The organism is Roseibium sp., assembly GCF_039982295.1.
In the GTDB taxonomy this organism is placed as follows: Bacteria; Pseudomonadota; Alphaproteobacteria; order Rhizobiales; family Stappiaceae; genus Roseibium.
In genome coordinates, this window is the sequence record NZ_JBDWYP010000082.1 from 38001 (window position 1) to 52965 (window position 14965).

Genomic DNA, 14965 nt, shown 5'->3' on the forward strand with positions numbered 1-14965 from the left:
CTATCAAGTGCCCAAATAGTGCATTGTGACCGACCGCTGATGCCCTTGCGCCCGGTGCTCAGTCAGATAAAGCGCCTGCCACGTCCCAAGATCCAGGCGACCACCGACGACAGGCACCTGCAAGCTGACTCCTGTCAGCATGGCCTTGACGTGAGCTGGCATGTCATCAAGGCCCTCCAGGCTGTGCCGATAGTTGATGTCCTCTGGCGCCAGTCGATCCAGAGCGTCAACCAAATCCGACTGGACATCCGGGTCGGTGTTTTCCTGAATGACCAGCGAAGCAGATGTGTGCCTCAAGAATACGGTCAGCAGTCCATCTCCGGCAGAGTTTTCTGCCAGCCATCGATTGACCGGCTCCGTAAGTGAATGAAAGCCGCGCGGAGCCGTAGAAACCACGAGGCGCCCCATCACCTGGCGTAGTTGCGTCCCGTCACCATCAAGGGTCCACACACCTATGGGGTTCAACGTCATTGTCCAAGGCTCCCTATCCGTTTGAGGCAAAATCTTGAGCCAACACTCTACTGCCTGAGCACACAGTATGACCAGTGTGGAGACGCCCCCTGACCAATGCTCCTCAGCACCTCTCAAATAAAGGATTCGAGATACTTCAGAAACAATCAGAAAAACAAATACAATCACCGGTTTATCGACAAATATAAGATCAATGTTCAAGTATTAAACTCCTCCTCACCCAGGAGGAAGTCCAAAAAAACACAACCAATTTTAATACAGAACAGCTCTAGAAAAATAGGCAAAAAACGGCAATGAACGCTCAAGATACACTATTCTCATTCGTCAACCGCTGGGAATGTGATGAAAACGACCACCTGAACGTTCAGTTTTACTTCAGCCGATTCGAAGAAGCCGACAGGCAATTTCAACTCTTAAGCGGTCTCAGCGATGCCGTTGTTGGCGCCCGGCGTGTGCGTCACGTTCGCTATCACAAGGAACTGAGGACCGGCGACCTTATTGCCGTCAAATCCTTCATTGCCTTCGATGGTCCACATATGCTGACCGTCGTACACGAACTGCGGAACAGCGGCACCGGGGATCTGGCCGCGACGGCAATTGACGGATACGAGCCCGGAACCGCATCTGCGAAAGACTTGAGAAGTCGTTTCAAGTCCGTGCTTGGTAACATGCCTGTAGACGCAGCGCCGCGCGGCATCGCTGCCTCTCATGCCGGTTCGCGCGCAACGCTTAATGCCACGCTGGCGGCTGGCGCTGAAATCTGTTTCCGCGGAACGGTACTGCCTCGCCACGTCGGATCCGATGGCCGCGCAGACGATGGCTTTGCCCTATCTGCTTTCACCGATGCCGTGGCTCACGTCTGGCAAAGAACGCCAATGACACATGAATATTTGAGCCGGCACAACTACGGACGCGTAGCCGTCGAAATGAAGCTTTCCTGGCTTTCTCCCCTCAAGACGGGGGACATGTTCCTGGTCGCAAGCGCACCAACAGGCGCACAGGAAAAAACCTTCAGCATCCGCCATCACCTGTTTGAAAGCCGCACGAAACGGCTGGCCGCAATTTGCGATGTGGTGGCACTCGTCATGGACCTGACAACGAGAAAGGCCGTTCCGCTTCCAGAAGGCGCTCAAAAAGACATACCGCGCCTCAATCAGAGGTAAGAGTGCCAGTTAAAGGAGAGTGATGTGCGACGTCAGTCACTGTCAGCAGGACTTTCAAGCTCATCTCTAAGGTCCTTCATCAGACCAAAAAAGCGGCGCATCGCCTTTTCGGAAAAGTTCAGCATTTGCTCTAGCTGAGCTTCATCCTCTTCGGACAGCGGTGTGTCTTCGCCCATCTCCCTGTCGGCGTTGCCGGCAGCGGGTGCCTCACCTTTGATCCCAGGCGAAGCTGCTCCCTCTCCCGATCCGGGCTGTTCCAGGCCCAGAGGCGTATTGGTAGCATCTGCCTCCAGCTCGTGAAGTCTTGCTTTCAGCTGATCGACCTCATCGGCAAGCGACGCAATTTCGGCCAGATAGGCTTCCTCTGCCAGCGGCGCCGGGACACAACGCCAGATATCGTTGGCTTTGCGGCAAAAGCTGACGCTACCTGCCTCCCGATCGATCCGAAGAATGTCATCGCCGGAGGGAACAAGTGCATAGCGCTGCTGCTGTGCGAGATCTGCTTTCTGATCCACATCGCTCTCAGGCTCGATCGCAGCCTGTTCTTCTGCGTGTGCATTTGTCAGCAAAGGCGAGGCGAAAGTCATGCCCGCCAATGCGATCAGGCCCCACTTCAAACAAGTGATTTTTCTCGTCCCTAGCGCCATTTCACCTCTTCTCGCAGATCCATTTGCCACATCGTTCTGATCTTGTGGCAGGTTAATTGATGCTTTTCAGTTTGAGATGGCAAAAGGGTGACCTCAGACTGATCTTCTTCGGGAAAGTGCGTTTACTCGTCTCGCCCGTCCGCAGACTACAACGAAGTATAACCGGGTCGCCCACTGATGAGCGCGTCTTCGAGAAGATCAATGCGGTCTTGTCCCCAGAATGGCTCCCCCCTTAAAACGTAGCAAGGAGAGCCGATCACGCCAGCTTCAGCGGCGTCCTTCTGATTTTGCTGGTACTGAATGCTGACGTCTTCACCTTCAACCCTGGATAACACCTCATCCGGATGAACGCCCACGTCGACAAGTCCCTGTCGTACGACGTGCTCTTCGGAGATATCCAAATCATCGACCCAAATAGCCTTGAACATCGCGGCTGAGAATTCCCACGCGGGGCCCTCGGCCTGCGCCAAGGCAATTGCGCTGCGGTCAGCCAGTCCCGGCTTCGTCGGAAAGAATTTTGGCTCGAAGGAAAGGGGTACACCGCGCTTGTCCCGCCAGCGCTGCAATTCGATAAACCGATAGGCTTGGCGCGCAGGATGGCGCTTGCCGAGCGGCAATCCACCCGAGGCGTCGAACACGCCTGACAGATCGACTGGTCGCGCTCGAAGGACCGCGCCATGCTTTTCCGCAACCATCCTCACCACGTTATGCCCGAGGTAAGCCCACGGTGAAACATGCGAGTAAAAATAATCTATCGTCTCGCCCATGACACGACCTCCCGATGATGCTGTTGACCGCAACGCTTACCGGTGCGGGGCTGCAAATCAAGCCTGGGTCGCTGTCAAAAGCGTCTCAAGTGTCGCAATCCTGTCTGCATCCGCAGGCTTCTTGTCCCAGCGCAAACGGGAAATCCGGGGAAAGCGCATCGCAAGTCCGGACTTGTGGCGCGTCGAACGGTTCAACCCCTCGAACGCAATTTCCAGAACCAGCCCGGTCTCACGGTCGTGTGTCACTTCCCGGACAGGACCGAACCGATTGACCGTGTTGTTTCGAACGAAGCGATCGATCTCCCGAAGCTCTTCGTCGGTGAAGCCGAAATAAGCCTTTCCAACCGGTACCAGGACATCTTCTCCAGCCTCAGCGCGCCAGACGCCAAACGTGTAGTCAGAATAAAAGGAGGAGCGCTTGCCGTGTCCCCTCTGCGCATACATCAAGACGGCATCCACGAGGAACGGTTCACGTTTCCACTTGAACCATTGCCCCTTTGGCCGACCCGGGACATAGGGAGCGTCGCGCCTCTTTAACATCAGCCCCTCGACCGCAGACGCGTCTGACCCTGGTAAAAACTCGGCCGGAGCCTTTCTTGCCTGAGCATAATCCGCCCAGTCAGAGACCTGAATTTCCGGCGAGAGGTCCAGTTTCGGATTGTCCACTGCGCGAAGGAAGGTCTCCAACCTGCCTCGCCGCTCCAGAAACGGCAACGACCTCAAATCTTCGCCTTCAAGTGACAACAGATCATAGACGCGGATCGCCGCCGGATACTCAGCAATCAGTTTTGAACTTGCCGTTTTGCGATTCAAACGACGTTGCAGATCCGAGAACGGCCGAACCTTTCCATCCGAGACGATGAGCAACTCGCCATCCAGTGTCGCATCGAAATCGAGAAGGCCGACCACGTCCGGAAATGCTCTGGAAATGTCCTCACCTGTGCGCGAGTAGAGCCGTGACACCCTGGTCCCGGCCTTATCGACGCCGCTCGCTGCCTGAATGCGAATACCATCCCACTTCCACTCGGCAAAAAAGTCTGTTGCGCTCAAGACTTCGAGATCTTTTTCCTCATCGAGCGGGTGAGCAAGCATGACCGGTCGAAAGGGTGCCGGATCACTCGTGTCTGGCGGGCCGGCCTTGCCTTCAACCCATGCAAAAAGACTCTCATAGGGAGGTTTCAGGCCATGCCAGACCTCCTCGATCTGATTTGGGTCAAGATCACCCAAACGTGCCACAGCGGTTTTGGACAGGCGTGCCGAAACGCCAACACGCAGACCTCCGGTGACAAGTTTCAACAGGGCCCACCGTCCAGTCTCGTCAAGTGCGTCAAGCCAGCTGGCGATCACACCCGGGAGTTCTGACTTACTCGTCAGGTCCAGTTTTGTGACCACCTCGGCGAGGGATGGCGCGGCCACATTATCTAAAGAACCCGGCGCAGCAGGCCAAAGCAGAGCAATGGTCTCGGAGAGATCCCCTACAAAATCATAGGAGAGTTCGAAGAGCCTGGGATCGGTTTGATCGGCGATCAGAGCTCTCAAAAGAGCAGGTTTGGCGTTCTTGAAGGTCATATCCCCGGTCAGAGCGGCAAGTGCATACCCCCGGTCCGGGTCTTCGCTGCGTCGTAGGTAATCGCACAAGATCGCCTCCTTTGCAGAGCGACGAGGCTCAAAGGAGAGACGATCAAGAAGGCTGGAGAATGCGAGCATAAATCAAGACCCGGAAGTTGCGCCCCGCCTCGTCTTCAGGGCCTTGCCAAAACTAAGATGGGCCGCTCAGGCCAAAGGACAACATTTATCGCGTGTCACGACTGCCACCTGCGTTTCCATCCTGGTTTGAACGCGCCGGCATATCTCGACGAACCAGGTTTCCAGACGTCACTCGAATAAGCTGCAGCTGTCCGCGTCTGCTCAGTTGCATCGATTTGCCGGAAAACAGCTATGGGAACCACAACCACTGTACGGTTTCTATGGACCTTTCGTGCTTTCCCCCCTATACACGGGTCAAATAGTTTTGCGCCCGATCGCAAAGAATGGCTGTTCAAGCCTCCTGCGCGGCGCCTGTTTCCTTTGAAAGAGCTTAATGACCGACTTCAATAACGTCACCCCGGCGTTGGCAACCGCTTTGGCAAACCGCGGCTACGAGACCCTCACGCCCGTGCAGGAAAGTATCCTCAAGGACGCTCCGCCCGCCGCTGACCTTCTCGTTTCAGCCCAGACCGGTTCGGGCAAGACCGTGGCATTCGGCCTCGCACTGGCGCCAACACTTCTTGGAGATGAGCCTGCGCTTGGCAAAGCAGACGCTCCGATCGCGCTGGCAATTGCGCCAACCCGCGAGCTGGCCCTTCAGGTCAAGGAAGAGCTGACATGGCTCTACAAGGAAGCCGGCGCGCAGACTACATCCTGCGTTGGTGGCATGGACCCCCGGACTGAGCGCCGTGCCCTGGAGCGCGGTGTCCATATCGTCGTCGGCACGCCCGGTCGTCTCAAGGACCATATCGAGCGCGGCGCGCTGGATCTGTCGCAGATACGCGCCGTCGTCCTTGATGAAGCCGATGAAATGCTCGACATGGGTTTCCGCGAAGATCTCGAATTCATTCTGGATGCAGCGCCTGCCAGCCGACGCACGCTCATGTTCTCGGCAACGGTCCCGCGTCAGATTGCGGATCTGGCGAAACGCTTTCAAAAAGATGCGGTCCGTCTGAATACCGTCAGTGCACGCGAACAGCATGGCGACATTGAATACATCGCCCATCCAGTCGCCCCGAATGAGCGCGAAAATGCAATTATCAACGTCTTGCGACTTCATGAAGCTGAAAAGGCCATTCTTTTCTGCTCGACCCGTGAGGCGGTCAAGCGTCTGACCAGCCGCCTTGCAAACCGTGGCTTCTCGATCGTTTCGCTTTCTGGGGAACTGAGCCAGGCGGAGCGCTCCAATGCGCTTCAAGCCATGAAAGACGGCCGCGCACGCGTCTGCGTTGCGACCGATGTCGCCGCGCGCGGTATTGACTTGCCAAACCTTGATCTTGTCATCCACGCTGACTTGCCAACCGGTAAAGCCGCGCTTTTGCACCGGTCAGGCCGTACCGGTCGCGCAGGCCGCAAGGGCACTTGCGTGCTTATGGTGCCCTATCCGCGTCGACGCGCTGCTGAAAGAACGCTCCAGTTCGCAGGTGTTAAAGTCGCCTGGAAGCCAGCACCGACGGCAGCTGCCATTCGCGCCAAGGACAAGGAACGGCTACTCGCGGACCCGTCCCTTTCTGCGGATCTTGATGGCGACGATCTGGCGATTGCACGCGAACTTCTCGAAGCACACGGCGCCGAGAAGATTGCAGCTGCCTTCGTCAAATTGCATCAGGCCCGGCTTCCCGCTGCAGAAGATGTTTCTGAAGCGACAGAAGACAACCTGCGCGGACGCGGCCCAGGTGAACGAGGCGGGCGCACCGCGGAGATTCAGGGCAAGTTCGAAGGAGGCACCTGGTTCCGCCTTTCGCTGGGCCACAAGCATCGAGCTGATCCGCGATGGCTTCTTCCGATGATCTGTAGAGCAGGTCACGTCACCAAGCGTGAAGTCGGTGCAATCAAGATTTTCCAGAACGAGACCCGCTTCGAGATCGACGGCGAGCACGCCCAGCGCTACGCGGACGTGATCAAGCGCGACGGCTCTGGCGAGGAAAATGTCACCATCCAGGTCCTTGATGCCAAGGGAGCCAAGGCTCCGCCGTCAGAGGACCGTGGACGCCGCGGACCTCCCCGGGATCGTGGCAGCGATCGCCCGTTCAAACGCGGCGGCCGTGACGCCTACGAGGGTGGCCGCGAAGATCGCAACGATGGCGAAGGCCGTCGTGCCCGCCCACCACGTGACGGTTCCGGGCGCGACTTTGCGCCCAAGGGCAAGAAGCGGCGCCGCTTCAATGACGACGATCCGGCCCCTTCCCATCCGGCATTTGAACCTCTGGATGCAAAGCAGCTCGGCGGCGGCAATCGCGAGGAAAAGCCGAAGCGTGAAAACGTCGTCCGCCCGGCGAAGTCTGACGAAGAGCGCGGACCACGCAAGCCCTCCAAGGGCAAGAAGCCCGGCGCAGCGAAAGGCGCAGGCAAAAAGAAAGCCGCCAAGGGCAAGCCGTCTCGTGCTGAACGCAAGGCTTCCAAGGCCTAGATCTAGGCGGGGTGCGACGTGATCGGATAAAACATTAAAGCGGAGGCCAGAGGCCTCCGTTTTTCATTTGATCACTCGTTGATGATCATGGCGATCAACCAATCGTCACCGTCTTGAAGCAGCTGATAGTGGCAGGTGAATTCAAGCGCAGTCTCGCCGCTGGAACTTTCCTGACTCCAGTCGAGCGTTACCAGCGCAGATGCCCCGCTGATGTGGCTTGAAGCCACATTGAATTCGGATACGGTGACGCCCTCTTTGTCGAGAGCCGAGAGCAAGGCTTCTACATTCTCAAGCAGCTCTTCTTCATCATTGAAGACGTGACCCTTTTCATGCTGCCAGATGGTCGTCGGCAGCGCAAAGCAATCGCAGATCCTTTCTGCATCGAAATCGTTGAAGCCGGTCAAATAGTCTTCGAACAGCTGGGCTATCGCTTCTTCGGCCTCGCTCTTGCCGTTATCATGCGGCTCCGTTGCGGGCTCCATATCGATTTGATCAGACATGGCTTTCTCCTGCTAGCCGGTCTCGAGAGCCGTGTCAGAGACCGCGGTCTCTTCCTCGTCGTCATAGCCTATCATATTGAGAGGACGGGCCTTTCGTCCATTGATTTCACACCAATGCACAAGAGCTTCCTCAGCACCATGTGTCACCCAGATCTGTGAGGCTTGGGTTTCGATGATGGTCTTGCAGAGGTCATCCCAATCGGCGTGATCAGACATGATCAAAGGAAGTTCGGCGCCACGCTGCCGCGCCCTTGCACGGACACGCATCCATCCTGAGGCCATGACCGTCACCGTGTCACCAAAGCGCCGCGCCCAACGGTCTGCCAATTGACCGGGTGGGCACAGGACGATCTCGCCGGTCAGCTCCTTACCCCGCCTTGCGACAGCTTCCACAGGACCGAGCATGATCCCCTGTTCTTCATAGTAGTTGGTCAAATTGACCAATGCACCGTGCAGATAAATTGTTCGGTCATAACCGGCTGCCCGCAGCTCGCCGATGACCCGCTGCGCCTTGCCCAGCGCATAGGCACCGACCAAGTGGGTCTTGTCCGGAAAGAGTTTCAGCGAGGTCAGCAGCTTTTGCACTTCCTGAAGAGCCGGAGGATGCCTGAAAACGGGAAGACCGAATGTCGCTTCGGTCACGAAGGTGTCACAGGTGACAAGTTCGAAAGCCGCGCAGGTCGGATCGGACTGCCGCTTGTAGTCGCCCGAGACCACAGTCCTCCCCCCCTCGCCAGAGAAAAGCACCTGCGCAGACCCAAGAACATGACCCGCCGGGTGGAGTGAAACCTCAACGCCGGAAAGATCGAGTTTCTCGCCATAGTGCAAGGACTGCGGCTGGCCGCAAAAGTCTGCGCCGTAACGCAGGCCCATGATATCGAGCGTCTGGGGTGTGGCCAACACAGCGCCATGACCTGACCGCGCGTGATCCGCATGAGCGTGGGTGATGACTGCCCGTTCGACCGGTCGGACCGGGTCGATATGGGCCTGGATCGCCGGGCAATAGAGGCCTTCCGGAGTGAGGGTCAGGAGATCGGACATGACAAAGAGAATAGGTGGGCTGGTTCAAATAACCAGCCCACCTATTCAGTCAGCATTCGCGACCGAGCCTTTCGCCACGGCTATTGGCAGTGGGTGTACTCAATCTTGCACCCGGAAGCCCCGGCATTGGTGCAAAACCCGAGGGCGAAGTTCCTTGCGGCCTGCTCATTCTGCCCGGCTCCGAACCAGGATCCGCCGGGCACCTGGGCAAGAGCATGACACTTCGCGTCTGTGACGTCCAAGATCTGGCAACCCTGCTCGCCGCAGTACTGCATCGCAAATCTCTCGGCATCAGCTACAGTTCCACCCGCACCATGACCAAAGCGTCCATCGCTACCAACTGCAAAGGCCATGAAGCCGCGGCCTTTACGTGTGATGGTCGACTGGTTTGTGGGCGCCTGTGAGATGTTTTGGCACGAACTGTAGATGCCCTCGATCCTCGGGCCATTCGAGCACATGATGCCACCCCATTGATAGCCGCGCTTGCCGTTGTCGAAGACCACCTCAAACCAGTCATAGCCATCAAAGCGAACGTTCGTGTTGTTCAGAATTGTCAGCCAAGTGCCTTCTGCCACACTGCCTATCTGGCGAAAATTGGTCCCTGGCCCGTCTCTCAACTTTCCACCAAGAGACTGCCCGACGGCATTGATCGCTTCGGCCTGCCCGTGGGCAATCGGCTGCGCGAAGACACTCTCGCAAGGAAAGGATGCATCGCCGAACCAGAGTGTCGCGCGCCGTCCCTTCATCTCGAGCGAGATCTCTTCAGCCTCATTTGCATAGACGTTTTCCTGATATGGCTTCATCGAAAAACGAGAATTGGCATCTTCATAGTATGCCCTTCCCTCTTCGGGAACGACCTTAACGATAGCGCTGCCATTACCCATGGAACAGCGGTACTCGCTATCTGCGCTTGCGGACGCATGATCAATTGCAGATGCAGACAGACACAGCGTTGCTGCGACGACCCAAATTGATTTCATCTTCTAAGCCCCTTCCTAATCACTTTCATAAAGTGTCGCCAGTTAGCTGTACCCTATCTGAACCGCGAATGAACGCTGTGACCTGGAACACATTTGTTAGCCTCGCCAAGTGGCCAGAACCGCCTTAAAAACACTTCCATGGATAAAGGCTTGCTCCCCGATCGTTTCAAAAACTGGTTTGACAGTCGCGGCTGGAGCGCCCGTCCGCATCAGCTAGCCCTCCTTGACCAGCTTTCCAGCGGCCATTCCACGCTCCTGATTGCGCCGACCGGCGCGGGAAAGACGTTGGCAGGTTTCCTGCCAAGCCTGGTTGAGTTGTCGGAACGGGGATCGCGAAAACCCGGCAGCATCGGCTCAACGGGTATCCACACGCTCTATATCTCACCTTTGAAAGCTCTTGCGGTCGACATCGCCCGAAATCTGGACGCACCTGTTTCAGAAATGGGCCTGGATATCCGGATCGAGACGCGCACGGGAGACACCCCCTCCCATAAAAGGCAAAGACAGAAAACGAATCCGCCCGACATGCTGCTCACCACACCGGAGCAGATTGCATTGCTGCTGTCTGACCCTGCGTCGGAAAAGCTCTTCGCATCGTTGGAAACCATCATTCTCGATGAACTCCATGCCCTGGTGACCTCCAAGCGCGGCGACCTTCTCGCCCTTGGCCTTGCCCGGTTGAGAAAGATTGCGCCCCGGCTCAAAACCATTGGTCTGTCTGCGACCGTTGCTAGACCGGAAGATCTGCGCGCCTATCTGGTTCATCAGCCAGATCCTGCACTCAGAGCGCAATCGCATGTCGTGCAAGTCGCTGGCGGAGCGGCTCCTGATATCGACATTCTTGCGTCACGAGAGCGAATTCCCTGGTCAGGGCACTCGGCGCGCTACGCGCTCGACGACATGTATCAGCTCATCAAAAATCACCGGGTCACGCTTCTTTTCGTCAATACGAGGTCCCAGGCAGAAGCTGTCTTTCAAGAACTTTGGCGCATCAACGAAGAAACGCTGCCCATTGCCCTGCATCATGGATCTCTTGATGTTGGCCAAAGGCGGAAGGTCGAAGCAGCTATGGCCGGTGGCCAGTTGCGGGCCGTGGTCGCGACCTCGTCTCTCGATCTTGGCATCGACTGGGGCGACATCGATCTCGTCGTGAATATCGGTGCCCCAAAAGGCGCAAGCCGACTCGCACAGAGGATCGGCCGTGCGAACCATCGAATGGACGAACCTTCCAAGGCTGTCCTCATTCCCGCCAACCGCTTCGAAATTCTGGAATGCCAGGCTGCGCTCGCAGCCTCAAGGCGCGGCGATCAGGATACACCAGACCTGCGCGAAGGCGCGCTTGATGTGCTTGCACAGCACCTGCTTGGCCTAGCCTGCTCTGGTCCCCTGAATGCAGATGAAACATATTGCGAAATCCGGTCCTCTGAAACCTACCGCCATCTGGAGCGAGAAACGTTCGACCGAGTTCTCGATTTCGTCGCCACCGGTGGCTATGCGCTAAAGAGCTACGAACGTTACGCAAGGCTGAAGCAAGACAAAGACGGTAACTGGAGAATTGCTCATCCAAAGATCGCCCAACAATACCGTCTGAATGTCGGCACCATCGTGGAGGCGCCTATGCTGAAGGTGCGTCTGGTCAAATCGAAAGCTCAAGGACGCCGATCGCCGATTGGCCGCGGCGGGCGCGTGCTCGGTGAAATCGAGGAGTGGTTTGTCGAACAGCTGGAAGCAGGCGATACGTTCATTTTCGGCGGGGAGGTTTTACGTTTCGAGGCCTTACGCGAAAACGAGGCATTCGTCTCGCGGACGCGATCTCAATCCCCGATGATACCATCCTACATGGGCGGCAAGTTTCCACTCTCCACCTATCTGGCCAAGAGCGTCAGGCATATGCTCGCAACCCCCGCCAGCTGGAAGCAGTTGCCAAAGCAGGTCGGGGAATGGCTTTCTCTTCAGCAACAAAACTCCAAACTACCTGAAGAAGATGGCCTTCTGGTCGAAACCTTTCCTCGTTCCGACAAGCACTACATGGTCTGCTACCCCTTCGAAGGGCGGCTGGCACACCAAACCCTCGGCATGCTGCTGACGAAACGGCTAGAGCGTCTCGGCGCACAACCCATGGGCTTTGTTGCCAATGACTATGCCCTCAGCATCTGGGGCCTGCGCGACCTTTCAACCCTCTTCGAGAGCGGGCAAATTTCTCTCGACACCTTGTTTGAGGAAGACATTCTCGGCGACGATCTGGATGCTTGGCTTGCGGAGTCCAGTCTGATGAAGCGGACCTTTCGGAACTGCGCCGTGATCGCCGGACTGATTGAGCGCCGTCATCCAGGGCAAGAAAAGTCTGGCCGCCAGGTCACCATCTCGTCTGATCTCATTTACGACGTATTGCGCGCGCATGAACCTGATCACATCCTTCTTAACGCAACTTGGAACGATGCAGCCGAAGGACTTCTGGATATCTCTCGTCTGGGCGAACTTCTTGCGCGTATCAAGGGTCGAATCACGCATACTCGCCTCAGCCGAGTATCTCCACTCGCGGTGCCGATCCTACTCGAGATCGGCCGGGAACCGATCTACGGTGAGGCCATGGAAAGCATTTTGGAAGACGCAGCTGACGATCTGATCACAGAGGCTCTCGGCCAATGAAACTTCTGCCCTCCCACATGAGTGATTTCAACGTGGTGCCAGTTTGCCACGATATTCAGATCAATGGTCAGACTATCGGCTTGCACGATAGCGGGATCCTGTGGTGGCCTGAACAATCCACGCTCGTGGTGGCCGATCTGCATCTTGAAAAAGGCTCCGCATATGCCCGCCGAGGCGTTATGTTGCCACCATATGACACCGCAGCCACCCTCGAAAAACTCGCAGCGGTTGTGTATGCCTTTGATCCAGCTAGGGTTATCGCGCTCGGCGACAGCTTTCACGACTCTCATGGCTCTGATCGTTTACCACCGGCTTATCGCGCGATGCTGGCGACCTTGCAACTCGATCGGGAATGGATCTGGATAACCGGCAATCACGACCCGATAGCACCTGTCCGCCTCTGCGGCGAGGCGATGGATGAAGTAACCATCGGCGCTTTGACCTTTCGGCATGAACCGCGCGAAGACGATCACGACGCTGGCCGCGGCGAGGTTTGCGGGCATCTTCATCCCGCGGCAAGAGTGCGCCGTTACGGACGGTCCATCCGGCGCTCTTGCTTTGTCACGGATGGCTCGAGACTGGTCTTACCTGCCTTCGGCGCATTGACCGGCGGTCTAAATGTGATGGACGACGCATTCTCTTCACTGTTCGAGCCACGTCGTTTTTCGGCTTTTCTATTGGGAGAGAACCGCCTTTACCCGTTCACGGCAGCCCGGCTGATCGCGGACTAGACGTTCACTGAGCGACGGCACGGACCAAGCCTGCTCGAATATCGCTTCAGTCCTTGCGGAATATCACCCCTGCGAGCCAGCCTGTGAAAATGGCAAGTGTTACCGCGAGCAATCCATAGATCAGCGAATAATTGTTCGCGAGGTTGTAGGTCACTTGCTCGAAGCCGCTTTTGGCAACAGTCAAGTCGGACTCCTTCGCCGAGAGAAGCCCACCATCCTGCAGAAGATAGCTTTTCACCTTGTATTGACCGACCGGGATATTCGCTGGCAGCGGTACTTTCGTCCTGAACATTGTCTCCGTCAGAAACTCTATCGATTGTGGTCGTTCCGAATAGAGCCCCTGCTGCTGCCGCAGACGGAGGAAGGCGTTGCGGAAGTCGTCGCGCTCAGAGAGAGGCACGCCCGAATGGCCTGAGACAGCGAGGTTCAGGTGATGAAGACCAATGGCATGTTCATCGAGCAGCTCCCGATCCCCCAGCTCTCCGACACTCCGGGTGCTGGCCAAAGCGTAAAATGACGGAACGCCTTGGAAGGTCTCGTATTCACGATTGACCCAGACACCCAGAAAACGTCCTTTCCGGCGGGTGGTGATGTCTTGCGAGGGGCCCTCAACCGTGATCACCAGGTCGTAGACACCTGGGCGGGCAATCGTGTTCAGGTCTCGGCTGATCTGGCCGAAAATCACAATTTCCGTACCGGTGAAGTTTGACTGGATAGAGACCTCGTCCGAGGACAGGGCCGTCACAAGGTCCTCGGCGCGAGTTTGCGATCCGAGCAGGCAGAGGGCCAAAGCCAGAAGCAAGGCACTTCGACCGATCATGCGCCCGCCCCTTTCATGATCGCAATCGAATAGAAGTCTTCTGGCGTCAGCAACAAATCGACGGCAAAGCGCATGCCGACCAGCAGCACAAGCAGAGCCAGCAGGAGCCGTAACTGATCCCCGCGCAGATTCTGACCCATACGCGCGCCAAATTGAGCACCGATCACGCCGCCAATCATCAACGTCAAGGCAAGGACGATATCAACCGTCTGGGTGCCTATCGAATGAAAGATAGTGGCGGCAGCCATGGTGAACATGATCTGCAGAAGCGATGTTCCGATAACGATGTTCGTGGGAACGCGCAGCAGGTAAATCAGCGCCGGCACCATCATGAAGCCGCCGCCGATGCCGAGCACCGTGCCCAGGAAGCCGATGATGCCCCCCAGCGCCAGGATAGGCAAAACGCTGACGTAGAGCTTCGACTGGCGGAACCGCATCTTGAAGGGAAGCCCGTGGATCCAGTTGTGCTGGCCGGGCCGCCGGGCTGCCACGCGTGCACCACTTTTGCGTCGTCTAATGGCACGAACTGATTCAATCAGCATCAGGCTGCCAATCGCGCCGAGGAAGGTGACATACGCCAGGGAGATGACCAGATCCAGCTGACCAACAGACTGAAGGACATCAAACAGGATCACGCCCAGCAATGAGCCCAGGACACCGCCGATCAGCAGCATTGTCGCGAGCTTGAGATCGATTGCCTTGCGGCGCCAGTAAGTCACCACGGCAGATGCGGAGGACGCGACGACCTGCGTCGTGACAGTCGCAACAGAGACCGCCGGTGGAATACCAGAGAAGATCAGAAGCGGCGTCAGGAGAAACCCGCCACCAATGCCGAAAAGGCCCGAGAGAAATCCCACGGCGCCGCCCATGCCGAAAATGACAAACATATTGACCGGTATTTCGGCGATGGGCAGATAGACTTGCACGATAGATTGCCGGTTTTGGGGTACCCGGTCAGGGACCCGTGGATATGATGCTTCGGTTTAAGACCCTCTTGGAAAGATCTGTCAACCAGAGTCAGGCCATCAGTGTCATAAAGC

13 protein-coding genes are annotated in these 14965 nt (G+C 57.0%); 4 read left to right on the forward strand and 9 right to left on the reverse strand.

Going from position 1 to position 14965, the window contains the following annotated elements:
• Positions 1-3 precede the first annotated feature (3 nt).
• Positions 4-471 carry a secondary thiamine-phosphate synthase enzyme YjbQ gene (locus ABJZ52_RS16165; RefSeq protein ID WP_348188270.1) on the reverse strand — a complete coding sequence of 156 codons (468 nt, stop codon included), beginning with the start codon at positions 469-471 and terminating at the stop codon, positions 4-6.
• Positions 472-764: 293 nt separating this feature from the next.
• On the opposite strand from ABJZ52_RS16165, the gene ABJZ52_RS16170 reads away from it, so the two are divergent.
• Entirely contained in the window at positions 765-1634 is an 870-nt protein-coding gene (locus ABJZ52_RS16170; protein ID WP_348188272.1) for a thioesterase family protein, read from the forward strand.
• Between the two features lie 32 nt (positions 1635-1666).
• Here ABJZ52_RS16170 and ABJZ52_RS16175 read toward each other — a convergent pair whose 3' ends face one another.
• The 3 genes from ABJZ52_RS16175 to ABJZ52_RS16185 form a co-directional block, all read right to left on the reverse strand.
• Positions 1667-2281, reverse strand: a complete 615-nt coding sequence (locus ABJZ52_RS16175; protein WP_348188274.1) for a hypothetical protein — start codon at positions 2279-2281, stop codon at positions 1667-1669.
• Positions 2282-2427: 146 nt separating this feature from the next.
• Positions 2428-3048 carry a 2-hydroxychromene-2-carboxylate isomerase gene (locus ABJZ52_RS16180; RefSeq protein WP_348188276.1) on the reverse strand — a complete coding sequence of 207 codons (621 nt, stop codon included), beginning with the start codon at positions 3046-3048 and terminating at the stop codon, positions 2428-2430.
• A gap of 57 nt (positions 3049-3105) precedes the next feature.
• Positions 3106-4755: a cisplatin damage response ATP-dependent DNA ligase gene (locus tag ABJZ52_RS16185; RefSeq protein ID WP_348188278.1), complete on the reverse strand. Its 1650-nt coding sequence runs from the start codon at positions 4753-4755 to the stop codon at positions 3106-3108.
• 373 nt (positions 4756-5128) lie between these two features.
• On the opposite strand from ABJZ52_RS16185, the gene ABJZ52_RS16190 reads away from it, so the two are divergent.
• On the forward strand, positions 5129-7204 hold the full coding sequence (locus tag ABJZ52_RS16190) for a DEAD/DEAH box helicase (protein ID WP_348188280.1): 2076 nt from the start codon (positions 5129-5131) through the stop codon (positions 7202-7204).
• Positions 7205-7275: 71 nt separating this feature from the next.
• Here the strand turns inward: ABJZ52_RS16190 and ABJZ52_RS16195 are convergent, their stop codons facing one another.
• The 3 genes from ABJZ52_RS16195 to ABJZ52_RS16205 all read right to left on the reverse strand — a co-directional run bounded on the left by ABJZ52_RS16195 (position 7276) and on the right by ABJZ52_RS16205 (position 9725).
• Positions 7276-7704: a DUF4440 domain-containing protein gene (locus ABJZ52_RS16195; RefSeq protein WP_348188282.1), complete on the reverse strand. Its 429-nt coding sequence runs from the start codon at positions 7702-7704 to the stop codon at positions 7276-7278.
• A 12-nt stretch (positions 7705-7716) separates the two neighbouring features.
• Positions 7717-8745 (reverse strand): ligase-associated DNA damage response exonuclease, encoded by a 1029-nt coding sequence (locus ABJZ52_RS16200; RefSeq protein ID WP_348188284.1) that lies wholly within the window; start codon positions 8743-8745, stop codon positions 7717-7719.
• Positions 8746-8825: 80 nt separating this feature from the next.
• Positions 8826-9725, reverse strand: a complete 900-nt coding sequence (locus ABJZ52_RS16205) for a DUF4189 domain-containing protein (protein WP_348188286.1) — start codon at positions 9723-9725, stop codon at positions 8826-8828.
• Positions 9726-9863: 138 nt separating this feature from the next.
• Between ABJZ52_RS16205 and ABJZ52_RS16210 the strand changes: the two genes are divergently transcribed.
• Together ABJZ52_RS16210 and pdeM are read left to right on the forward strand one after the other, a co-directional pair.
• Complete coding sequence (locus tag ABJZ52_RS16210) at positions 9864-12374, forward strand: ligase-associated DNA damage response DEXH box helicase (RefSeq protein WP_348188288.1); 2511 nt, start codon at positions 9864-9866, stop codon at positions 12372-12374.
• Positions 12371-13105, forward strand: a complete 735-nt coding sequence (gene pdeM, locus ABJZ52_RS16215; RefSeq protein WP_348188290.1) for a ligase-associated DNA damage response endonuclease PdeM — start codon at positions 12371-12373, stop codon at positions 13103-13105. The genes ABJZ52_RS16210 and pdeM overlap by 4 nt, the downstream gene beginning before the upstream one ends.
• Positions 13106-13151: 46 nt before the next feature.
• Here the strand turns inward: pdeM and ABJZ52_RS16220 are convergent, their stop codons facing one another.
• Positions 13152-13925, reverse strand: coding sequence for a TIGR02186 family protein (locus ABJZ52_RS16220; protein WP_348188292.1), 774 nt, complete (start codon positions 13923-13925; stop codon positions 13152-13154).
• Entirely contained in the window at positions 13922-14851 is a 930-nt protein-coding gene (locus tag ABJZ52_RS16225) for a sulfite exporter TauE/SafE family protein (RefSeq protein WP_348188294.1), read from the reverse strand. The genes ABJZ52_RS16220 and ABJZ52_RS16225 overlap by 4 nt, the downstream gene beginning before the upstream one ends.
• Between the last annotated feature and the right edge of the window lie 114 nt (positions 14852-14965).